The sequence below is a fragment of the Citrobacter sp. wls706 genome (assembly GCF_005281305.1).
In the GTDB taxonomy this organism is placed as follows: Bacteria; Pseudomonadota; Gammaproteobacteria; order Enterobacterales; family Enterobacteriaceae; genus Citrobacter; species Citrobacter werkmanii.
This window is the reverse complement of sequence record NZ_SZXG01000004.1, coordinates 165,253-186,667: the sequence shown is the minus strand read 5'-3', so window position 1 is coordinate 186,667 and position 21,415 is coordinate 165,253. Positions and strand designations below refer to the sequence as shown.

The following is a 21,415-nucleotide window of genomic DNA, read 5'->3' as shown; positions in this document are numbered from 1 at the left end:
GGCCTACAAGTCGTACTAACCTCGTAGACCGGATACGGCACTTAACGGTAATTACTTAGAAATACGCTTGTACTTGATACGCTTCGGCTCCAGAGCATCGGCGCCCAGTGTGCGTTTCTTGTACTCTTCGTATTCGGTAAAGTTACCTTCGAAGAACTCCACTTTACCTTCATCCTGGTAGTCCAGAATATGGGTCGCGATGCGGTCGAGGAACCAACGGTCGTGCGAGATAACCATCGCGCAGCCCGGGAATTCCAGCAGGGCGTTTTCCAGCGCGCGCAGGGTTTCGATATCCAGGTCGTTGGTCGGTTCATCGAGCAGCAGCATGTTGCCGCCAACCTGCAGCAGCTTGGCCAGGTGCAGACGACCGCGCTCACCGCCGGACAGTTCGCCCACGCGTTTCCCCTGATCCACGCCTTTGAAGTTAAAACGGCCTACGTAAGCACGGCTTGGCATTTCGGTGTTGCCGATCTTCATGATATCCAGCCCGCCGGAAACTTCTTCCCACACGGTTTTGCTGTTATCCATTGCGTCACGGAACTGGTCAACAGAGGCCAGCTTCACGGTTTCGCCCAGCGTGATGGTGCCGCTGTCGGGCTGTTCCTGACCGGACATCATACGGAACAGGGTTGATTTACCCGCGCCGTTCGGACCGATGATGCCGACGATAGCGCCTTTCGGTACAGAGAAGCTCAGATCGTCGATCAGCACGCGATCGCCGTAGGATTTACGCAGATTGCTGACCTCAACGACTTTATCGCCCAGACGAGGTCCAGGTGGAATAAACAGTTCGTTGGTTTCGTTACGCTTCTGGTATTCGGTGTTATTCAGCTCTTCAAAGCGTGCCAGACGGGCTTTGCCCTTAGACTGACGGCCTTTCGCGCCCTGGCGCACCCACTCCAGCTCTTTCTCGATAGATTTACGACGAGCGGCTTCCTGAGAAGCTTCCTGCGCCAGACGCTGATCTTTCTGCTCCAGCCAGGAGGAGTAGTTGCCTTCCCATGGAATACCTTCGCCGCGGTCCAGCTCCAGAATCCAACCCGCAACATTGTCGAGGAAGTAACGGTCGTGGGTAATCGCCACGACGGTCCCTTCGAAGTCGTGCAGGAAGCGTTCCAGCCAGGCGACGGATTCGGCGTCCAGGTGGTTGGTTGGTTCGTCGAGCAGCAGCATGTCTGGTTTTTCCAGCAGCAGGCGGCACAGCGCGACGCGGCGGCGTTCACCACCGGAAAGGTTCCCGATTTTGGCATCCCAGTCCGGCAGACGCAGGGCGTCAGCGGCACGCTCGAGCTGCACGTTCAGGTTATGGCCGTCGTGCGCCTGAATAATCTCTTCAAACTTGCCCTGCTGCGCGGCCAGTTTATCGAAGTCGGCGTCCGGTTCTGCGTACTTGGCATACACTTCATCCAGGCCTTTCAGGGCGTTAACCACTTCGGCCACCGCTTCTTCAACAGACTCACGGACGGTGTGTTCCGGGTTCAGTTTTGGTTCCTGCGGCAGGTAACCGATTTTAATGCCAGGCTGCGGGCGAGCTTCGCCTTCGATTTCGGTATCAATGCCGGCCATGATGCGCAGCAGGGTAGATTTACCCGCGCCGTTCAGACCGAGTACACCGATTTTGGCGCCAGGGAAGAAGCTCAGTGAGATGTTTTTAAGAATATGACGTTTCGGCGGAACGACTTTGCCGACACGATGCATGGTATAAACGAATTGAGCCACGTGGACTTCGCCTCTTTTATAGTGATGAATAGAGTTATCAAAAGCGAAGTGTAGCCTTTTTCATTGCCCAATCCCAGCCAGCAGATCTCACTCGCAACAAAAGTAAAAAAGTGTCCGTGACGTGGCGCATTCTGCAATGTCTGGTTAGCATGAATGAATTAAGCGGCATGATGCTGCACAGACGTAACATGACAAGAGGAAGAGCTTGTGGACAAAGCCAAACAATTTACCTGGCGCCTGCTGGCGGCCAGCGTATGTCTGCTGACGGTCAGTCAAGTGGCGCGAGCCGATTCCCTGGATGAGCAGCGCAATCGCTATGCGCAAATTAAGCAGGCCTGGGACAACCGACAGATGGATGTCGTAGAGCAGATGATGCCCGGCCTGAAGAACTATCCTCTGTATCCCTATCTGGAATATCGTCAGATTACTGACGATCTGATGAATCAGCCGACCATTACCGTCACCAATTTTGTGCGCGCCAACCCGACGCTGCCCCCGGCGCGTACTCTGCAATCGCGTTTTGTGAATGAACTGGCGCGACGGGAAGACTGGCGTGGACTGCTGGCGTTTAGCCCGGAAAAACCGGGTACCACGGAAGCGCAATGTAACTATTACTTCGCGAAATGGAGTACCGGACAAACCGAAGAGGCCTGGCGGGGCGCGAAAGAGCTGTGGCTGACCGGGAAAAGTCAGCCGAACGCCTGTGACAAATTATTCGGCGTGTGGCGCGCCTCAGGCACTCAGGATCCGCTGGCTTATCTGGAGCGTATTCGTCTGGCGATGAAAGCGGGTAATACCGGGCTGGTTACGGCATTGGCCGGGCAAATGCCTGGGGAGTACCAGACAATTGCGTCGGCGATCATCGCGCTGGCTAACGATCCAAACACCGTAATGACCTTTGCGCGCACCACTGGCGCAACGGATTTCACCCGGCAGATGGCGGCGGTGGCTTTTGCCAGCGTGGCGCGTCAGGATGTCGAAAACGCCCGCCTGATGATCCCCTCTTTGGTGCAGGCGCAGCAGCTAAATGACGAGCAGACTCAGGAGCTGCGCGACATCGTCGCCTGGCGTCTGATGGGCAATGACGTCACCGACGAGCAGGCGAAATGGCGTGATGATGCGATTATGCGCTCAAATTCTACCTCGCTTGTGGAGCGTCGCGTGCGGATGGCGCTGGGAACTGGTGATCGTCGCGGCCTGAATACCTGGCTGGCGCGTCTGCCGATGGACGCTAAAGAAAAAGATGAGTGGCGCTACTGGCAAGCGGATCTGCTGCTGGAGCGCGGACGCGAGGCGGAAGCGAAAGAGATTCTGCATCAACTCATGCAGCAGCGCGGTTTCTACCCGATGGTGGCGGCGCAACGCCTCGGCGAAGAGTACGAGCTGAAGGTGGATAAAGCCCCAGCGAACGTTGACTCTGCGCTGACTCAAGGACCGGAAATGGCGCGCGTACGCGAGCTGATGTACTGGAATCTGGATAATACCGCGCGCAGTGAATGGGCAAATCTGGTCACCAGCCGCACCAAGTCCGAGCAGGCGCAGCTGGCGCGCTACGCGTTTAACAATCATTGGTGGGATCTGAGCGTACAGGCCACGATCGCCGGTAAACTGTGGGATCATCTGGAAGAGCGCTTCCCGCTGGCCTATAAAGATCTGTTTACCCGCTATACCAGTGGGAAAGATATTCCGCCAAGTTATGCGATGGCGATCGCGCGTCAGGAAAGCGCCTGGAACCCGAAAGTGAAATCGCCGGTTGGCGCCAGTGGGCTGATGCAGATTATGCCGGGCACCGCAACGCACACGGTGAAAATGTTCTCGATTCCGGGTTACAGCAGTCCGAGTCAACTGCTGGATCCTGATACCAACATCAACATTGGCACCAGCTATTTGCAGTATGTTTATCAGCAATTTGGCAATAACCGCATCTTTGCATCGGCGGCCTATAATGCCGGACCGGGGCGCGTGCGCACCTGGCTGGGTAATAGCGCAGGTCGTATTGATGCCGTGGCGTTTGTCGAAAGCATTCCGTTCTCAGAGACGCGAGGTTATGTGAAGAACGTGCTGGCTTACGATGCGTACTATCGTTATTTCCTTGGCGATAAACCGGAGCTGATGAGCGACGCAGAATGGCAACGTCGTTACTGATCGCATCGGTTGTGTTATGCTATCGTACTCGTTAAAGAGTACAAAAGGGGGAGGCAAGCACGCTTCCCCCACAACGATGGCGATATCTTATGACTCAGCAATCACCCTATTCAGCAGAGATGGCAGAACAGCGTCACCAGGAGTGGTTACGTTTTGTCGACTTACTTAAACACGCCTATGAGCAAGATTTACATCTGCCGCTGCTCAATTTGATGTTGACGCCGGATGAGCGCGAAGCGTTGGGCACGCGCGTGCGTATCATTGAAGAGCTGTTGCGCGGCGAGATGAGCCAGCGCGAGCTGAAAAATGAGCTTGGGGCGGGCATCGCCACCATTACGCGCGGTTCAAACAGCCTGAAATCCGCGCCGGTGGATCTGCGCCAGTGGCTGGAGCAGGTACTGCTGAAAAGCGTCTGATTTGCTCGTAGGCCTGATAAGCACAGCGCCATCAGGCCTACAACATAGCGCAAATAATTATCGATACACCGCGTTATGAAACGGGCTTAACGCCAGAATCACCGCCTGATGGTAAACGCTTGAGCGCGTCAGCTTACCCGCGGTAAACACGCCAATCGCGCCCTCTTTACGACCAATCTCATCAATACCTGTGTACTGCGACATCACCGGGCCAAGCGCTTCCCCCTGGCGGACTCTGTCGAGAATGACGGCGGGCAGCGGCAGCGTGGCCGATCGCGCTTCACCGCGCTGAACGCCGTTATCAATCACCACCCAACTGAAGGTGGCGTCATCGTCAATTCCGGCTTCAATGGCTACCCAGAAATCAGCTTGTGGATGCAGGCGTCGCGCATTATCCACGCGATTTCGTGCGCCAGTGCGCGTTTCCTGGCTTCCAAAAGGCTGTTCCGGTACGCCGCTCTCGACGGCGACGGGTTCGATATGGCAGGATCCTTCCCCGAAAATCTCTTCAAATGCCCGGAGAATTGCCTGAATTTTGGCAGGATTGGTGGTAGCAGAGATAACCTTGTGCATAATAAAGCTCAGTTTGAAAATTCATCGCATCGCAGTATAACGGAAAAAAAGCATGTTACAGGTATACCTTGTTCGCCATGGTGAAACGCAGTGGAACGCCGAGCGACGTATTCAAGGCCAGTCAGACAGCCCACTGACCGCTAAAGGTGAGCAGCAGGCCATGCAGGTTGGTGAACGCGCCCGCTCGTTGGGTATTACGCATGTCATCAGTAGTGATTTAGGTCGTACACGACGCACAGCAGAAATCATCGCTCAGGCTTGTGGTTGTGATATCACTTATGACTCCCGGCTGCGTGAACTGAATATGGGCGTGCTGGAAAAACGCCATATCGACACGCTGACGCCAGAAGAAGAGGGTTGGCGTCGCCAGTTGGTGAACGGTACGGTTGATGGGCGTATTCCGGAAGGGGAATCGATGCAGGAGCTGAGCGATCGCGTCAACGCGGCGCTAGCAGCCTGCCTGGACCTTCCGCAGGGGAGCCGCCCACTGTTGGTGAGCCACGGTATCGCGCTGGGCTGCCTGGTGAGTACGATTCTGGGATTGCCGGCATGGGCTGAACGTCGCTTGCGTCTGCGCAATTGCTCAATTTCCCGCGTTGATTACCAGGAAAGTTTATGGCTTGCGCCGGGATGGGTGGTTGAAACGGCAGGGGACATCTCACATCTGGACGCCCCTGCGTTGGATGAGCTGCAGCGTTAGCGGCGAATCGGTATCAGGAATTCGCAGCGCAGGTTGATCGGGCGATCTCCCGCTTTGGCATCTTCTGCCGGGTAGTATCGCTCGATATCCTGCCCTTTACGGCGGGTCAGGTTTAGCATCGGCATGCAGGTGCCGTATACCGTCAGGATAAACTCCTGTACGCCGGTCCCCAGCCCTTCATAGGTAAACATCACGTACTCGCCGCCCTGCAGCAGGATAGGCTGCGCCGACGGTACATAGCCATTGGCTTGTTCCGGCGTCAATGCCGTGGTGTAAAACACTTCCTGTTCGTCGTCCTTTTCAATGCTCGGACGCGTTTCGTTCAGCCCGTACAGCACCGGCGGGATTGAAGGCGCATGGCCAAGGAAGTCGCGCCAGAACTGAATACGCATTTCATGACGGAAATCTGAAATCTGTTCCAGCGAGCAGGAATAGCTTTGCGTGGTGCCCAGCAGTTGCGTATCTTCCAGCGTCACAAACTCGTGCGCAGGCATAGCAAATTCACCGAGTCGCATTGGCGGGCGAATACCAAAAGCGCTCCATTCCGGCGAGCGGCGATACAGCGCAGGCGTCTGAGAAAACTGTTTCTTGAACGCGCGGGTAAAGGTTTGTTGAGAGTCGAAGCGGTATTGCAGGGCAATATCCAAAATAGGGCGCGCAGTCAGGCGAAGCGCCACTGCGGATTTCGATAAACGACGGGCGCGGATATAGGCGCCAATAGCATGGCCCGTCACGTCCTTAAACATTCTCTGCAGGTGCCACTTGGAATAGCCTGCTTTTGCCGCCACATTGTCAAGCGACAAAGGCTGATCCAGATGACCTTCCAGCCAGATTAATAGGTCGCGAATAATGCCAGCCTGATCCATAAAATATCCTCATCCTTTCAACAACGAGTACCTGACGTCAGGTATGAGGATAATAGCATTTTTTGTTGTTTTAGCATTCAGTGTTTTTTTTGCTCATAAATGCTTTTTTTGGACATTCGAAAGCGTGATTATTGTAATCCTGTGATCTGTATACGTTTTATCTTAGAATGTCGAATAATTACTCAGAGTAACTTTTAAGAATGGTAACAATATGAAATATAAGCGCTTAGCCATTTCCTCAATTTTGCTGATGTTGGCGCAGGTCGCCCATGCGGAGCAGATTGGATCTGTCGATACGGTGTTCAAAATGTTTGGGCCGGACCATAAAATTGTGGTCGAGGCGTTTGACGATCCGGATGTAACCAATGTGACCTGCTACGTGAGTCGTGCCAAGACCGGCGGCATCAAAGGTGGGTTGGGGCTGGCTGAGGATACCTCTGATGCCGCCATCTCCTGCCAGCAGGTAGGACCGGTGGAACTGAGCGACAGAATCAAGAACGGTAAAGCGCAAGGCGAAGTGGTGTTTAAAAAACGGACCTCGCTGGTGTTTAAATCCTTACAGGTCGTACGTTTTTATGACGCAAAACGTAATGCGCTGGCCTATCTGGCCTATTCAGATAAAGTGGTTGATGGATCGCCCAAAAATGCCATCAGCGCTGTGCCAATCATGCCGTGGCGGCAATAACAAGGAAGCAAAATGCAACAGCCGTTGATCTGGTTGGTTGAGGATGAGCAGGGAATCGCCGATACGCTTATCTATATGCTGCAGCAGGAAGGTTTTAGCGTAGAAGCGTTCGAGCGCGGGCTACCGGTGCTGGAAAATGCGCGCCAGAGATGCCCCGATGCGATAATTCTGGACGTCGGCCTACCGGATATCAGCGGTTTTGAACTGTGTCGACGTTTACTTGAACGCCATCCGGCATTGCCGATCCTCTTTCTCACCGCGCGCAGCGATGAAGTGGACCGTCTGCTGGGGCTGGAAATCGGCGCGGATGATTATGTTGCCAAACCCTTCTCGCCGCGTGAGGTGTGCGCCCGCGTACGTACCCTGCTGCGGCGGGTGCAAAAATTCGCCTCTCCTTCCTCAACGACGCGCTGCGGGGATTTTGAGCTTAATGAGCTGGCCGCGCAGATTACCTGGTTCGGTATACCGTTAACTCTGACGCGCTATGAATTCCTGTTGCTGAAAACACTGCTGATGTCGCCGGGGCGCATTTACTCTCGCCAGCAATTGATGGATTTAGTCTGGGCCGATGCGCAGGACACCTTCGACAGAACGGTCGATACCCACATCAAAACGCTGCGCGCCAAGCTGCGCGCCATCAACCCCGAGTTTTCCCCTATTAATACGCATCGCGGTATGGGATACAGCCTGAGGAGCGTCTGATGCGCATTGGTATGCGTTTGCTGCTCGGCTATTTCCTGATTGTCGCCGTTGCCGCCTGGTTTGTGTTGTCGATCTTTGTGCAGGAAATTAAGCCTGGCGTCCGCCGGGCGACGGAAGGCACATTGATTGATACCGCCACGTTGCTGGCTGCGCTGGCGCGTGATGACTTGCTGTCTGACGCTCCCGCCAGCGGTAAGTTGGCGCAGGCATTTTCCCAACTGCATAACCGCCCATTCAGTGCCAATATCAGCGGCATTAACAAAGTGCGTAATGAATACCATGTCTACATGACGGACGCGCAGGGCAAGGTGCTGTTTGATTCCGCTAACCAGGCGGTCGGCCAGGACTACTCCCGTTGGAATGATGTGTGGTTAACGTTGCGTGGGCAGTATGGTGCCCGCAGTACGTTGCAGAATCCGAACGATCCGGAAAGTTCGGTGATGTACGTTGCCGCGCCGATCGTTGACGGCGGGCGTATTATTGGCGTGCTTAGCGTCGGCAAACCCAATGCGGCGATGGCGCCGGTGATTAAACGCAGTGAACGGCGGATGCTGTGGGCCAGCGCGGTGTTGCTGGGGATCGCCTTAGTGATTGGCGCCGGAATGGTATGGTGGATCAACCGTTCTATTGCCCGACTGGCGCGCTATGCCGATTCCGTTACTGAGAATCGCCCCGTCCCACTACCTGATTTAGGCAGCAGCGAGCTACGTAAACTGGCGCAGGCGCTGGAAAGTATGCGTCTGAAGCTGGAGGGCAAGAATTATATTGAGCAATACGTTTATGCATTAACGCACGAACTCAAAAGCCCGCTGGCGGCCATTCGCGGCGCGGCGGAAATTTTGCGCGAAGGCCCGCCGCCGAACGTGGTTGCGCGTTTTACTGATAATATTCTGACGCAAAATGCGCGCATGCAGGCGCTGGTTGAAACCTTGTTACGCCAGGCGCGACTGGAGAATCGACAGGACATTACGTTGACGCCAGTAGCGGTAGATGCGCTGTTTGCCCAGCTCAAAGAGGCCCGGAGCGTGCAGCTGGCGGCAAAAAACATCACGCTGACCATTATGCCTTCATCGCTTAGCGTCGATGCCGATCCCGCGCTGCTGGAGCAGGCATTGGGGAATTTGCTCGACAACGCTATCGACTTTACGCCACAGGACGGGACGATTGTGCTGAGTGCGCATCAGCACGAAGAGCAGATCATATTGCAGGTTACCGACAGCGGCAGCGGGATCCCTGATTTTGCGTTGCCGCGTATTTTTGAACGCTTCTACTCGCTGCCCCGTGAAAATGGGCTTAAGAGCAGCGGATTGGGACTGGCGTTTGTCAGTGAGGTTGCGCGACTGCATGCAGGCTCGGTGACCTTACGCAATCGACCGGAAGGCGGCGCACAGGCTTCGTTTACGCTTCACCGTCACTTCACATAACTTCAAATTCCCCGCACATAGCTGTTCTACCTTGCTGCTATTGCAAAGGAGAACGCTATGTTGAAATCACCCCTGTTCTGGAAAATCGTCACCTTAGGCGGCGCTATGCTGCTGTTGTTAATTCCCCTGACAATGGTCAGGCAGATAATCGTTGAGCGATCGGACTATCGCAATGATGTTGAAGATGCAATCCGCCAGAGCACCAGCGGACCGCAAAAGATGGTCGGCCCGTTGATTGCCATTCCGGTGACGGAACTTTATACCGAGCTGGAGGAGGGTAAAGAGGTCCAGCGTAAGCGCAGCTATATCCATTTCTGGTTACCGGAATCGTTGGTCGTTGAGGGAAGCCAAAACGTTGAAGCGCGTAAAATTGGTATTTATGAAGGCCAGGTCTGGCATAACGATTTGGCGGTGAAAGCTGAGTTTAACGCTGAACGTTTGAGTGATTTAAACCATCCCAATGTCAGACTGGGCAAACCGTTTATTGTGGTGGGCGTGGGTGATGCGCGTGGGATCGGCGTGGTGAAAGCCCCCCTGGTTAACGGCATGTCGCTGGCCGTTGAGCCTGGAACGGGGCTGGCTGGTCGTGCTCAGGGGATCCATATTCCGCTGCCCGATGCGAGCTGGACGGCGCAAAATCTCAGCATGACGCTGTCGCTTAATTTGAGCGGCACCGGCGACTTTTCCGTCGTTCCGGTTGGCCGAAACAGTGAAATGACCTTAACCAGCAATTGGCCGCATCCCAACTTTCTTGGAGATTTTCTTCCGGCGAAGCGCGAAATCAGTGAGTCTGGATTCAATGCCCAGTGGCAAAGCAGTTGGTTTGCCAATAACCTCGGAGAACGCTTTGATGGTGAAAAAATTGGCTGGGAGGGAATGCCTGCATTTAGCGTTGCTGTCGCCACGCCAGCGGATCAATATCAACTGACGGACAGGGCGACAAAATATGCCATTTTGCTGATTGTGCTGATCTTTATGTCTTTCTTTGTCCTTGAAAGCATGACCAGCCTTCGACTGCACCCGATGCAGTACCTGCTGGTGGGGTTATCGCTGGTGATGTTTTATCTGTTGCTGCTGGCGTTGTCAGAACACATTGGTTTTACCGCCGCGTGGATTACGGCAAGCCTTGTGGGCGCATTGATGAACGGTGTGTATCTGCAGGCGATATTACAGGGGTGGCGCAAGAGTATTTTGTTCACCGTGGCGCTACTGGCGCTGGATGGCGTGATGTGGGTGCTGCTGCGTTCACAGGACAGCTCTTTACTGCTGGGTACCGGCGTGCTGTTATTCGCGCTGTGTGGGGTGATGTTCCTGACGCGTCATCTTGACTGGCACTCGCTGGCGCAGCCAAAACCAACGTCGAAAGCGCTTCCTGAGCCGCAACCCGATGAGAGTGACAAGTTTCGTATATGGAAATAGGTGAGAGGTGAAATGAAAAACGGCGCATAAAGCGCCGTTTTTTTTACCCAGCAGAATTGAATTAATCCTGCAGGTCGCCGCAGAAACGGTAGCCTTCACCGTGGATGGTAGCGATGATTTCTGGCGTATCCGGCGTTGATTCGAAATGTTTACGAATGCGGCGGATAGTCACGTCAACGGTACGGTCATGTGGCTTCAGTTCGCGACCGGTCATTTTTTTCAGCAGTTCTGCGCGAGACTGGATTTTGCCAGGATTCTCACAGAAGTGAAGCATGGCGCGGAATTCGCTGCGTGGCAGTTTATACTGCTCGCCATCAGGACCAATCAGAGAGCGGCTGTTGATGTCCAGCTCCCAGCCATTGAACTTGTAGCTCTCGACGCTACGGCGTTCTTCGCTGACGGTACCCAGATTCATGGTACGCGACAGCAGGTTACGAGCACGGATAGTCAGTTCGCGCGGGTTAAACGGCTTGGTGATGTAATCGTCGGCGCCGATTTCGAGGCCGAGAATTTTATCGACTTCGTTATCACGGCCCGTCAGGAACATCAGCGCAACGTTAGCTTGTTCGCGGAGTTCGCGCGCTAACAGGAGGCCATTTTTCCCAGGCAGATTGATATCCATAATCACAAGGTTGATGTCATATTCAGAGAGAATCTGATGCATTTCCGCGCCATCTGTCGCTTCGAATACATCATAGCCTTCTGCTTCGAAAATGCTTTTCAACGTGTTGCGTGTTACTAACTCGTCTTCAACGATAAGAATGTGCGGGGTCTGCATGTTTGCTACCTAAATTGCCAACTAAATCGAAACAGGAAGTACAAAAGTCCCTGACCTGCCTGATGCATGCCGTAAATTAACATGATCGGCGTAACATGACTAAAGTACGTAATTGCGTTCTTGATGCACTTTCCATCAACGTCAACAACATCATTAGCTTGGTCGTGGGTAGTTTCCCTCTGGACCCGACAGTGTCAAAAACGGCTGTCATCCTAACCATTTTAACAGCAACATAACAGGCTAAGACGTACCGGACACCCAATAAAACTACGCTTCGTTGACATATATCAAGTTCAATTGTAGCACGTTAACAGTTTGATGAAATCAACGCATCCAAATGTTTGCTTTCATCACAAAATTGCAATATTACAACTAGTTGCACGAGCTAATTAATAAATGTAATGAATCCAACCAATGCTATCCATTTTAAATTAAATTATCATGGATAAACAGCAGGATATGCAACTTTTGTTAACATAAAAAGCAATAGTACAGGTTGGAAATAGTTTAGCATTTTTTATCGGATGCGAAATCCTTTTTCAGTGATTTCTGTTAAAAATATGTAAATTCGCGCTGCGTAATATGTTGATGTGGGTCACATTATTACCTGCCGACTGGCTAAAAGAGTATCGAAATGCGTTTAACAATTATTCTGGTTGCCCCTGCCAGAGCGGAAAATATTGGTGCGGCTGCCCGCGCGATGAAGACCATGGGATTCACCCAATTGCGGATCGTGGACAGCGAGGCCCATCTGGAACCTGCAACGCGATGGGTTGCACATGGATCGGGCGACATTATTGATAATATTAGTGTTTTTCCAACGCTAGCCGAAGCGCTGCACGACGTTGATTTTACCGTTGCGACCACGGCGCGTAGCCGGGCGAAGTTCCATTATTACGCCACACCGGTCGAACTCGTTCCTCTGCTGCAGGAAAAATCCGCGTGGATGGATCACGCCGCGCTGGTGTTTGGGCGCGAAGATTCCGGGCTGACCAACGAAGAATTAGCGCTGGCGGATATCCTTACCGGGGTACCAATGGTGGCTGACTACCCTTCACTCAATCTGGGGCAGGCGGTAATGGTATATTGCTATCAATTAGCAGGTTTAATACAACAACCGGCCAAAAATAGTGAGGTGACGGATGAACTTCAGTTGCAGGCATTGCGCGCGCGCGTTTTACGTTTATTAGCCACGCTGAACGTTTCTGACGACATCAAACTCACCGACTGGCTGCAACAGCGAATGGGCTTATTAGGGCAGCGAGACACGGCAATGCTGCACCGTTTTTTACATGATATAGAAAAAAATATAACAAAATAAAATGCTGGTTAATGTTTTATCATTGGTTTTTTGTTTTGGTTTCAAGTGGGGCAGGCATACTGTATTGGTTGAAAGTAAAAGGGCAAGCAGTGGCTCATGAACAAGTTTCGGAATGTGATCAATTTAAAAATTTATTGACTTAGGTCAGCAGATACTTTAACCCTAAAAGAATACAAGACAGACAGATAATAATTACAGAGCACACAACATCATGAAACGCATCAGCATCACTATTACCACAACCATCACCATTACCACAGGTAACGGTGCGGGCTGACGCGTACAGGAAACACAAGAAAAAGCCCGCACCTAAACAGTGCGGGCTTTTTTTTCGACCAAAGGCAATGAGGTAAACCATGCGAGTGTTGAAGTTCGGCGGTACATCAGTGGCAAATGCAGAGCGATTTCTGCGGGTTGCCGACATTCTGGAAAGCAATGCCAGACAGGGGCAGGTCGCGACCGTTCTCTCTGCCCCCGCCAAAATTACCAACCATCTGGTGGCGATGATTGAAAAGACCATCGGTGGTCAGGATGCTTTAGCCAATATCAGCGACGCCGAACGCATTTTCTCAGAGCTTTTAGCTGGTCTTGCCGCTGCACAGCCGGGTTTCCCGCTGGCTCAGCTCAAAGCCTTGGTTGAACAAGAATTTGCTCAGATTAAGCACGTCCTGCACGGTATCAGCCTGTTGGGGCAGTGCCCGGACAGCATCAATGCCGCGCTTATCTGCCGTGGCGAAAAAATGTCGATCGCCATCATGGCTGGCCTGCTGGAAGCGCGCGGGCACAACGTGACGGTCATCGACCCGGTTGAGAAGCTGCTGGCGGTAGGCCATTACCTCGAATCTACTGTTGATATCGCCGAGTCTACGCGCCGCATTGCCGCCAGCCGTATTCCTGCGGACCATATGATTCTGATGGCCGGATTTACCGCCGGGAATGAAAAAGGTGAGTTAGTGGTGCTGGGGCGTAATGGCTCTGACTACTCCGCCGCCGTACTGGCCGCCTGTTTGCGTGCGGACTGTTGCGAGATCTGGACCGATGTCGACGGCGTATATACCTGCGATCCGCGTCAGGTACCCGACGCCCGACTGCTGAAGTCGATGTCTTATCAGGAAGCGATGGAGCTTTCTTACTTCGGCGCTAAAGTACTACATCCGCGCACCATTACCCCTATTGCCCAGTTCCAGATCCCGTGCCTGATTAAAAATACCGGCAATCCGCAAGCGCCCGGTACGCTGATCGGCGCCAGCAGCGATGACGACGACTTGCCGGTAAAAGGTATTTCTAACCTCAATAACATGGCAATGTTTAGCGTCTCCGGCCCTGGAATGAAAGGTATGGTGGGCATGGCGGCGCGCGTTTTCGCCGCGATGTCGCGTGCAGGCATCTCGGTGGTGCTGATTACCCAATCCTCTTCTGAATACAGCATCAGCTTCTGTGTCCCGCAGGGCGACTGCGCGCGTGCGCAACGCGCCATGCAGGATGAATTCTATCTCGAACTGAAAGAAGGTCTGCTGGAGCCGCTGGCGGTGACTGAGCGTCTGGCTATCATCTCGGTCGTTGGCGATGGTATGCGCACGCTGCGCGGTATCTCGGCGAAATTCTTTGCCGCGCTGGCTCGCGCGAACATCAACATCGTGGCGATCGCCCAGGGGTCTTCTGAGCGTTCTATTTCGGTGGTAGTGAACAACGACGACGCAACCACCGGCGTACGCGTGACCCATCAGATGCTATTCAATACCGATCAGGTGATTGAAGTGTTTGTGATTGGCGTCGGTGGCGTGGGCGGTGCGCTGCTGGAGCAGCTTAAACGTCAGCAAACCTGGCTGAAAAACAAGCATATCGATCTGCGCGTGTGCGGCGTGGCGAACTCGAAGGCCCTGCTGACCAACGTTCATGGTCTGAATCTGGAAAACTGGCAGTCTGAGCTGGAGTGTGCGAAAGAACCATTCAACCTTGGGCGCTTAATTCGTCTGGTGAAAGAATATCATCTGCTCAATCCGGTGATCGTCGACTGTACCTCAAGCCAGGCGGTGGCGGATCAGTACGCCGACTTCCTGCGTGAAGGCTTTCATGTAGTCACCCCGAACAAAAAGGCCAATACGTCGTCGATGGATTACTACCATCAACTGCGTTGTGCTGCGGCGAAGTCGCGACGTAAATTCCTGTATGACACCAACGTGGGTGCGGGCTTACCGGTTATTGAAAACCTGCAAAATCTGCTCAGTGCAGGCGATGAACTGCAACGATTCTCTGGCATTCTTTCCGGTTCGCTGTCGTTTATTTTTGGCAAGCTGGATGAAGGCATGAGCTTCTCCCAGGCGACCACCATGGCGCGTGAGCTGGGTTATACCGAGCCCGATCCGCGTGACGATCTTTCCGGTACGGACGTGGCGCGTAAGCTGCTGATTCTGGCTCGTGAAACCGGGCGTGAGCTGGAGCTGTCTGACATTGTCATTGAGCCGGTTCTGCCAACAGAATTTGATGATTCCGGCGATGTTTCCACCTTTATGACGAAGTTGTCGCAACTGGATGATGACTTTGCCGCGCGGGTGGCGAAAGCTCGTGATGAGGGGAAAGTATTGCGCTATGTTGGCAATATTGAAGAGGATGGCATCTGTCGCGTGAAAATTGATGCAGTAGACGGCAACGATCCGCTGTTCAAAGTGAAAAACGGTGAAAACGCGTTGGCGTTTTATAGCCATTACTATCAGCCGTTACCGTTAGTGCTGCGCGGATACGGCGCGGGGAATGACGTAACCGCGGCGGGCGTATTTGCCGACCTGCTACGTACCCTTTCATGGAAGTTAGGAGTCTGACATGGTGAGAGTTTATGCCCCGGCTTCCAGTGCCAATATGAGCGTCGGGTTTGATGTGCTTGGGGCGGCGGTAACCCCCGTAGACGGTTCGCTATTGGGTGATGTGGTCTCTGTTGAGCCAGCCGACCAGTTCAGTCTGAATAATCTTGGGCGCTTTGCTGACAAACTGCCTTCTGAGCCGCGAGAAAATATCGTCTATCAGTGCTGGGAGCGATTCTGTCAGGAGCTGGGTAAAACCGTTCCGGTGGCGATGACGCTGGAAAAAAATATGCCGATTGGCTCCGGATTAGGTTCCAGCGCCTGTTCCGTTGTGGCGGCGTTGGTCGCCATGAACGAGCATTGTGGGAAACCGCTCAACGACACGCGTCTGTTGGCGATCATGGGTGAGCTGGAAGGACGTATCTCCGGCAGTATTCATTACGATAATGTTGCCCCGTGCTTTTTGGGCGGTATGCAGTTAATGATCGAAGAAAACGGCATTATCAGCCAGCAGGTGCCAGGCTTTGATGAGTGGTTGTGGGTACTGGCGTATCCGGGGATTAAAGTATCGACGGCGGAAGCGCGGGCCATTTTACCTGCGCAGTATCGCCGTCAGGACTGTATCGCCCACGGGCGGCATCTGGCTGGGTTTATCCATGCCTGCTATTCCCGTCAGCCTCTTCTGGCCGCGAAGCTGATGAAAGATGTCATTGCTGAGCCGTATCGTACCCGCTTGCTGCCAGGCTTCAGCCAGGCGCGTCAGGCGGTAGCGGAAATCGGCGCGCTGGCCAGCGGGATCTCCGGGTCAGGGCCGACGCTGTTCGCCTTGTGCGATAAGCCGGATACGGCGCAGCGTGTCGCAGACTGGCTGGCTAAACATTATCTGCAAAATCAGGAAGGCTTTGTTCATATTTGCCGGTTGGACACGGCAGGCGCACGGGTACTGGGATAATCAATGAAACTCTATAATCTGAAAGATCATAACGAACAGGTCAGCTTTGCGCAGGCCGTCACGCAAGGGCTTGGCAAGAATCAGGGGTTGTTTTTTCCGCACGATCTGCCGGAATTCAATCTGACAGAAGTGGATGAGATGCTGAACCAGGACTTCGTTAGCCGCAGCGCTAAGATCCTTTCCGCATTTATTGGTGACGAGATCTCGCAGGAGATTCTGGAAGAGCGCGTGCGCGCGGCGTTTGCGTTCCCGGCGCCGGTTGCTCAGGTTGCAGCGGACATTGGCTGTCTGGAGCTGTTCCACGGCCCTACGCTGGCATTTAAAGACTTTGGCGGACGCTTTATGGCGCAGATGCTGACGCACATCAGCGGCGACAAACCGGTAACGATTCTGACGGCGACCTCCGGCGATACCGGTGCCGCAGTGGCGCATGCGTTTTATGGCCTGCCGAACGTTCGTGTGGTGATCCTCTACCCGAACGGCAAGATCAGCCCATTACAGGAAAAACTGTTCTGTACGCTGGGCGGTAACATTGAAACCGTCGCTATTGATGGTGATTTTGATGCTTGCCAGGCGTTGGTGAAACAGGCGTTTGATGACGAAGAACTGAAGGTAGCGCTGGGGCTGAACTCGGCTAACTCAATCAATATCAGCCGTCTGCTGGCGCAAATCTGTTACTACTTTGAAGCTGTGGCTCAACTGCCGCAAGAATCGCGCAACCAGCTGGTTATTTCCGTTCCCAGCGGCAACTTTGGCGATCTGACCGCCGGATTGTTGGCGAAATCGCTGGGCTTGCCGGTGAAACGTTTTATCGCGGCGACCAACGTTAACGATACAGTTCCACGCTTCCTTGCAGAAGGCGAGTGGGCGCCGAAGGCGACGCAGGCGACGTTATCCAACGCGATGGATGTCAGCCAGCCGAACAATTGGCCGCGCGTGGAAGAACTGTTCCGCCGTAAAATCTGGCGTCTGAATGAGCTGGGTTATGCCGCCGTTGACGATGCTACCACTCAGGATACGATGCGCGAGCTGCATGAAATGGGGTACACCTCAGAACCGCATGCGGCGGTGGCTTACCGTGCGCTGCGTGACCAGTTGAATCCTGGCGAGTATGGCTTGTTCCTCGGCACCGCGCATCCGGCGAAGTTTAAGGAAAGTGTTGAAGAGATTCTTGAGCTTACGCTGGCTCTGCCAAAAGAGCTGGCGGAGCGCGCGGACCTGCCGCTGCTCTCTCATCACCTGCCAGCGGATTTTTCTGCACTACGTAAGCTGATGATGACCCGCGGTTAACGGTGGTGCCCGCTGGCGTTTTGCTTAGCGGGCCAACAAAACCTGTAGGCCGGATAAGGCGTTAGCCGCCATCCGGCATGTACACTACTGCTCGTGGCGTTTAAACACCAGTTCGCCATTCCCTGACGCTTCTTCATCAAAGAAATAGCCTTCACTGTTAAATGCCGTCAGTTGCTCTGGCTGCGTTAAGCGATTTTCAATGATGTAGCGGCTCATCAGGCCACGCGCTTTTTTGGCATAAAAGCTGATGACTTTGAACTTACCGTTCTTCTCATCGAGGAAGACCGGTTTGATAAGTTCGGCGTTCAGCTTTTTCGGCTTCACGGATTTAAAATACTCATCCGAGGCGAGGTTAATCACCACGCTGTCACCTTGCGCTTCCAGTGCTTCGTTAAGTTTGTCGGTGATGGTATCACCCCAGAACTGGTAAAGATCTTTACCCTTTGGATTAGCCAGACGAATGCCCATCTCCAAACGGTAAGGCTGCATCAAATCCAGCGGACGCAACACGCCGTACAGCCCGGACAACATGCGTAAATGCTGCTGAGCGAAGTCAAAATCCGCTTCGCTGAAGGTTTCAGCCTGCAGCCCGGTATAGACGTCGCCTTTAAACGCCAGAATAGCCTGACGCGCATTCTCCGGTGTGAAATCGGGTTGCCAGTCATGGAAACGGGTGGCGTTCAGATCAGCCAGCTTGTCGCTAATTCCCATCAACTTGCCAATCTGCGGTGCGGAGAGTTGGCGCGCCACGTGAATAAGCTGCTGCGAGTGATCCAGCAGTTCAGGCAGCGTGTGGCGTGTGGTTGCCAGCGGACTTTGGTAGTCGAGCGTTTTTGCAGGTGAAATCAGAATCAGCATATCCAGTCCTTGCAGGAAATTTACTGCGACTTTAGCAAAAAAATGGACAGAATTGATCGATGGTTGCGATTGCCGCGCTAATCACGCGGCGTTTCATCCCAGCTTTCAGGCGCAAGCTGCTGTCTGATATCAGGATAACGGCGCGGATCAAATTCCGGGCGCACTCCGAGTTTACGCTGGCGTAGATAGTCGCTGGCGAGGGTATGGACAACCGGCGAGAGCAGTAAAATCGCCGTCAGGTTAGTGATAGCCATACAGGCCATGATGATGTCGGCAAGTTGCCAGAGCAGCGGGAAGCTGAGTAATGTGCCGCCGACAACGGTGCTCACGGTCGCGATACGTAATAGCCAAATTACCCGGATATTGTCCAGCTTCAGGAAAACAAGGTTGTTTTCCGCATAGATGTAGTTGGCGACGATAGAGCTAAAGGCAAACAGGATCACAATAAAGGCGACGAATCCGGCGCCCCATTCACCCGTCAGCGAGACCATCGCTCTCTGCAGCAACTGGATGCCTTCAATGGGCATGGAACTGGTGCCATTACCCGCCAGCAGAACGATCATCGCGCTGGCCGTACAGAGAATCAGCGTATCGCCTAAAACACCAATCATTTGCACAATGCCTTGTGCCGCAGGATGCGGAGGCCAGGAGGCAGCCGAGGCGGCGGCGTTCGGGGTTGAGCCCATTCCGGCCTCATTCGAGAACATACCGCGTTGAAAGCCGCTGGCAATGGCCTGGCTTAGCGTGTATCCGGCGGCGCCGGCGGCGGCTTCCTGCCAGCCAAAGGCGCTTTTAACGATGGTCATGATAATGTCGGGAAGCTGAGCGAAATGCCAAAGGCAGATGACGAGGCTACAACCGACCCACAACAGAGCCATTACCGGAACAAACCATTGCATCAGACGGGCAACGCCTTTAATACCGCCGACGATGACCAGTAATGATGCGATAGCCAGGACGATACCGGAGAAGAGGGGAGGGATATCGAAGGCAAAAGCAAGTGCGCGCGAGACCGAGTTTGCCTGCACGCTGTTAAAAATCAGCCCATATGCGATGAGTAAAAAGATGGCAAAAAGCACGCCCATCCAGCGCATACCCAGCCCACGCGCCATATACCACGCAGGACCGCCGCGAAACTGTCCCTTGCTGTCGCGTTCTTTATACAGTTGCGCAAGTGAGCATTCGGCAAACGAGGTTGCCATACCAATGACTGCCGAGACCCACATCCAGAAAACGGCTCCCGCGCCGCCTGCGGCGATTGCCAACGCCACGCCCGCCAGATTTCCGCTGCCGATCCGCGCGGCAAGACTGGTGCATAAAGCCTGAAAGGAGGTTAAACCGCCCGGTTGCGGGTTGATGCTGTTTTTAAGACTTCTGCCAAACTGGCGAATGTAGCGAAACTGGATGAACCCCGTGCGCCAGGTGAACCAACATCCTGCGCCAAGCAGGAGGTAGATCATCACCGATCCCCAGAGTATTTCATTAATAAATGCGAAAAAATCAGGCATTAACATCCCTCTTGTTGATGCCGGTAAGCGCGAATAATCCCATGTAAGCGCTACCAATTATCGACCAGTATATACCTTATAAGCAGATTGATTGCGGGAGTTTATCATAACAATAGGTATCCCCCTTAATTGCGCATCTCAGGCTTTGGGATGCGTAATCAGGGCTGGGCGGCAGGTAGGACAATCCAGGCGGTTGCGCTGAGAGTGCGTCGTGCTATCATCAGGGAAGATCGGTTACATCCCCCTAACAAGCTGTTTAAAGAGAATCGCTATCATGACGGACAAATTGACCTCCCTTCGTCAGTTCACCACAGTAGTGGCCGACACCGGAGACATCGCGGCAATGAAGCTGTATCAGCCTCAGGATGCCACAACTAACCCTTCTCTCATTCTTAACGCAGCGCAGATCCCGGAATACCGCAAGCTGATTGATGACGCTGTAGCCTGGGCTAAGCAGCAGAGCAACGACCGCGCGCAGCAGGTCGTCGACGCGACCGACAAACTGGCGGTAAACATCGGTCTGGAGATCCTGAAACTGGTCCCGGGTCGCATTTCCACAGAAGTTGACGCTCGCCTGTCCTACGACACCGACGCATCCATCGCGAAAGCAAAACGTCTGATTAAACTGTACAACGATGCTGGCATCAGCAACGATCGCATTCTGATCAAACTGGCTTCAACCTGGCAGGGCATCCGTGCTGCTGAGCAGCTGGAAAAAGAAGGCATCAACTGTAACCTGACCCTGCTGTTCTCCTTCGCGCAGGCGCGTGCATGTGCAGAAGCTGGCGTATACCTGATTTCTCCGTTCGTTGGTCGTATTCTTGACTGGTACAAAGCCAATACCGATAAGAAAGAGTATGCACCGGCAGAAGATCCGGGTGTGGTTTCCGTAACGGAAATCTACGAGTACTACAAACAGCACGGTTACGAAACCGTAGTTATGGGCGCGAGCTTCCGTAACATCGGCGAAATCATCGAGCTGGCGGGCTGCGATCGTCTGACGATTGCACCGGCTCTGCTGAAAGAGCTGGCGGAAAGCGAAGGCGCTATCGAACGTAAACTGTCCTTCTCTGGCGAAGTGAAAGCGCGTCCGGCACGTATCACAGAAGCTGAGTTCCTGTGGCAGCACAACCAGGATCCAATGGCTGTAGACAAACTGGCGGACGGTATCCGTAAGTTTGCTGTAGACCAGGGTAAACTGGAAAAAATGATCGGCGATCTGCTGTAATCATTTCGGCGTGGCCCTGACTGGGGTCACGCT

At 53.6% G+C, this 21,415-nt stretch carries 20 protein-coding genes and 1 other annotated feature; of the genes, 14 read left to right on the top strand and 6 right to left on the bottom strand.

What is annotated here, in order from left to right; translation table 11 throughout:
• Positions 1 to 51 precede the first annotated feature (51 nt).
• The gene (ettA, locus tag FDW92_RS00985) at positions 52 to 1,719 is read right to left on the bottom strand and encodes an energy-dependent translational throttle protein EttA (RefSeq protein ID WP_042312506.1); all 1,668 of its coding nucleotides are present in this window, start codon (positions 1,717 to 1,719) and stop codon (positions 52 to 54) included.
• A 207-nt stretch (positions 1,720 to 1,926) separates the two neighbouring features.
• On the opposite strand from ettA, the gene sltY reads away from it, so the two are divergent.
• Positions 1,927 to 3,864: a murein transglycosylase gene (sltY, locus tag FDW92_RS00980; RefSeq protein WP_038637023.1), complete on the top strand. Its 1,938-nt coding sequence runs from the start codon at positions 1,927 to 1,929 to the stop codon at positions 3,862 to 3,864.
• 89 nt (positions 3,865 to 3,953) lie between these two features.
• Positions 3,954 to 4,280: a trp operon repressor gene (trpR, locus tag FDW92_RS00975; RefSeq protein ID WP_032934222.1), complete on the top strand. Its 327-nt coding sequence runs from the start codon at positions 3,954 to 3,956 to the stop codon at positions 4,278 to 4,280.
• 57 nt (positions 4,281 to 4,337) lie between these two features.
• On the opposite strand, the gene yjjX is transcribed toward trpR, so the two are convergent.
• Entirely contained in the window at positions 4,338 to 4,853 is a 516-nt protein-coding gene (gene yjjX, locus FDW92_RS00970) for an inosine/xanthosine triphosphatase (protein WP_042312503.1), read from the bottom strand.
• Positions 4,854 to 4,905: 52 nt separating this feature from the next.
• Here yjjX and gpmB point away from each other — a divergent pair, with 52 nt between their 5' ends.
• Positions 4,906 to 5,553 (top strand): 2,3-diphosphoglycerate-dependent phosphoglycerate mutase GpmB, encoded by a 648-nt coding sequence (gpmB, locus tag FDW92_RS00965; RefSeq protein WP_006686609.1) that lies wholly within the window; start codon positions 4,906 to 4,908, stop codon positions 5,551 to 5,553.
• On the opposite strand, the gene robA is transcribed toward gpmB, so the two are convergent.
• Positions 5,550 to 6,419: an MDR efflux pump AcrAB transcriptional activator RobA gene (gene robA, locus FDW92_RS00960; RefSeq protein WP_038637031.1), complete on the bottom strand. Its 870-nt coding sequence runs from the start codon at positions 6,417 to 6,419 to the stop codon at positions 5,550 to 5,552. The genes gpmB and robA overlap by 4 nt on opposite strands.
• Before the next feature lie 211 nt (positions 6,420 to 6,630).
• On the opposite strand from robA, the gene creA reads away from it, so the two are divergent.
• The 4 genes from creA to creD are packed head-to-tail and all read left to right on the top strand — an operon-like array spanning position 6,631 to position 10,649.
• Positions 6,631 to 7,104, top strand: a complete 474-nt coding sequence (creA, locus tag FDW92_RS00955) for a protein CreA (RefSeq protein WP_042312501.1) — start codon at positions 6,631 to 6,633, stop codon at positions 7,102 to 7,104.
• Between the two features lie 12 nt (positions 7,105 to 7,116).
• Positions 7,117 to 7,806, top strand: coding sequence for a two-component system response regulator CreB (gene creB, locus FDW92_RS00950; protein ID WP_042312498.1), 690 nt, complete (start codon positions 7,117 to 7,119; stop codon positions 7,804 to 7,806).
• Positions 7,806 to 9,230, top strand: coding sequence for a two-component system sensor histidine kinase CreC (creC, locus tag FDW92_RS00945; RefSeq protein WP_042312494.1), 1,425 nt, complete (start codon positions 7,806 to 7,808; stop codon positions 9,228 to 9,230). The genes creB and creC overlap by 1 nt, the downstream gene beginning before the upstream one ends.
• 57 nt (positions 9,231 to 9,287) lie before the next feature.
• Complete coding sequence (gene creD, locus FDW92_RS00940) at positions 9,288 to 10,649, top strand: cell envelope integrity protein CreD (RefSeq protein ID WP_042312491.1); 1,362 nt, start codon at positions 9,288 to 9,290, stop codon at positions 10,647 to 10,649.
• Between the two features lie 61 nt (positions 10,650 to 10,710).
• On the opposite strand, the gene arcA is transcribed toward creD, so the two are convergent.
• Positions 10,711 to 11,427: a two-component system response regulator ArcA gene (gene arcA / locus FDW92_RS00935; protein ID WP_001194359.1), complete on the bottom strand. Its 717-nt coding sequence runs from the start codon at positions 11,425 to 11,427 to the stop codon at positions 10,711 to 10,713.
• Between the two features lie 95 nt (positions 11,428 to 11,522).
• Between arcA and yjjY the strand changes: the two genes are divergently transcribed.
• The 6 genes from yjjY to thrC all read left to right on the top strand — a co-directional run bounded on the left by yjjY (position 11,523) and on the right by thrC (position 17,788).
• Positions 11,523 to 11,663: a protein YjjY gene (yjjY, locus tag FDW92_RS00930; protein WP_042998021.1), complete on the top strand. Its 141-nt coding sequence runs from the start codon at positions 11,523 to 11,525 to the stop codon at positions 11,661 to 11,663.
• 398 nt (positions 11,664 to 12,061) lie between these two features.
• Complete coding sequence (locus FDW92_RS00925) at positions 12,062 to 12,748, top strand: tRNA/rRNA methyltransferase (protein ID WP_042312489.1); 687 nt, start codon at positions 12,062 to 12,064, stop codon at positions 12,746 to 12,748.
• A 206-nt stretch (positions 12,749 to 12,954) separates the two neighbouring features.
• Positions 12,955 to 13,081, top strand: a sequence feature (Thr leader region).
• Positions 12,960 to 13,025 (top strand): thr operon leader peptide, encoded by a 66-nt coding sequence (gene thrL, locus FDW92_RS00920; RefSeq protein WP_032337689.1) that lies wholly within the window; start codon positions 12,960 to 12,962, stop codon positions 13,023 to 13,025. (Overlaps the previous feature by 66 nt.)
• Positions 13,082 to 13,104: 23 nt before the next feature.
• Positions 13,105 to 15,567, top strand: a complete 2,463-nt coding sequence (gene thrA / locus FDW92_RS00915) for a bifunctional aspartate kinase/homoserine dehydrogenase I (protein WP_042312486.1) — start codon at positions 13,105 to 13,107, stop codon at positions 15,565 to 15,567.
• A gap of 1 nt (position 15,568) precedes the next feature.
• Positions 15,569 to 16,498, top strand: a complete 930-nt coding sequence (thrB, locus tag FDW92_RS00910; RefSeq protein WP_038637046.1) for a homoserine kinase — start codon at positions 15,569 to 15,571, stop codon at positions 16,496 to 16,498.
• A gap of 3 nt (positions 16,499 to 16,501) precedes the next feature.
• The gene (gene thrC / locus FDW92_RS00905; RefSeq protein ID WP_042312482.1) at positions 16,502 to 17,788 is read left to right on the top strand and encodes a threonine synthase; all 1,287 of its coding nucleotides are present in this window, start codon (positions 16,502 to 16,504) and stop codon (positions 17,786 to 17,788) included.
• Between the two features lie 84 nt (positions 17,789 to 17,872).
• On the opposite strand, the gene yaaA is transcribed toward thrC, so the two are convergent.
• A complete protein-coding gene (yaaA, locus tag FDW92_RS00900) occupies positions 17,873 to 18,646 on the bottom strand; it encodes a peroxide stress protein YaaA (RefSeq protein WP_042312480.1) in 774 nt (257 codons plus the stop codon).
• Positions 18,647 to 18,723: 77 nt separating this feature from the next.
• Positions 18,724 to 20,154 (bottom strand): sodium:alanine symporter family protein, encoded by a 1,431-nt coding sequence (locus FDW92_RS00895; RefSeq protein ID WP_061382884.1) that lies wholly within the window; start codon positions 20,152 to 20,154, stop codon positions 18,724 to 18,726.
• Between the two features lie 274 nt (positions 20,155 to 20,428).
• Here FDW92_RS00895 and tal point away from each other — a divergent pair, with 274 nt between their 5' ends.
• A complete protein-coding gene (gene tal / locus FDW92_RS00890; RefSeq protein ID WP_005124064.1) occupies positions 20,429 to 21,382 on the top strand; it encodes a transaldolase in 954 nt (317 codons plus the stop codon).
• The last annotated feature ends 33 nt before the right edge of the window (positions 21,383 to 21,415 follow it).

Excerpts from the sequence above, each read along its gene's own strand:
- trpR (WP_032934222.1), top strand. The coding sequence starts at position 3,954 with ATGACTCAGCAATCACCCTATTCAGCAGAGATGGCAGAACAGCGTCAC.
- yjjX (WP_042312503.1), bottom strand. The coding sequence starts at position 4,853 with ATGCACAAGGTTATCTCTGCTACCACCAATCCTGCCAAAATTCAGGCA.
- gpmB (WP_006686609.1), top strand. The coding sequence starts at position 4,906 with ATGTTACAGGTATACCTTGTTCGCCATGGTGAAACGCAGTGGAACGCC.
- robA (WP_038637031.1), bottom strand. The coding sequence starts at position 6,419 with ATGGATCAGGCTGGCATTATTCGCGACCTATTAATCTGGCTGGAAGGT.
- creA (WP_042312501.1), top strand. The coding sequence starts at position 6,631 with ATGAAATATAAGCGCTTAGCCATTTCCTCAATTTTGCTGATGTTGGCG.
- creB (WP_042312498.1), top strand. The coding sequence starts at position 7,117 with ATGCAACAGCCGTTGATCTGGTTGGTTGAGGATGAGCAGGGAATCGCC.
- creC (WP_042312494.1), top strand. The coding sequence starts at position 7,806 with ATGCGCATTGGTATGCGTTTGCTGCTCGGCTATTTCCTGATTGTCGCC.
- creD (WP_042312491.1), top strand. The coding sequence starts at position 9,288 with ATGTTGAAATCACCCCTGTTCTGGAAAATCGTCACCTTAGGCGGCGCT.
- arcA (WP_001194359.1), bottom strand. The coding sequence starts at position 11,427 with ATGCAGACCCCGCACATTCTTATCGTTGAAGACGAGTTAGTAACACGC.
- yjjY (WP_042998021.1), top strand. The coding sequence starts at position 11,523 with ATGACTAAAGTACGTAATTGCGTTCTTGATGCACTTTCCATCAACGTC.
- FDW92_RS00925 (WP_042312489.1), top strand. The coding sequence starts at position 12,062 with ATGCGTTTAACAATTATTCTGGTTGCCCCTGCCAGAGCGGAAAATATT.
- thrA (WP_042312486.1), top strand. The coding sequence starts at position 13,105 with ATGCGAGTGTTGAAGTTCGGCGGTACATCAGTGGCAAATGCAGAGCGA.
- thrB (WP_038637046.1), top strand. The coding sequence starts at position 15,569 with ATGGTGAGAGTTTATGCCCCGGCTTCCAGTGCCAATATGAGCGTCGGG.
- thrC (WP_042312482.1), top strand. The coding sequence starts at position 16,502 with ATGAAACTCTATAATCTGAAAGATCATAACGAACAGGTCAGCTTTGCG.
- yaaA (WP_042312480.1), bottom strand. The coding sequence starts at position 18,646 with ATGCTGATTCTGATTTCACCTGCAAAAACGCTCGACTACCAAAGTCCG.
- FDW92_RS00895 (WP_061382884.1), bottom strand. The coding sequence starts at position 20,154 with ATGCCTGATTTTTTCGCATTTATTAATGAAATACTCTGGGGATCGGTG.
- tal (WP_005124064.1), top strand. The coding sequence starts at position 20,429 with ATGACGGACAAATTGACCTCCCTTCGTCAGTTCACCACAGTAGTGGCC.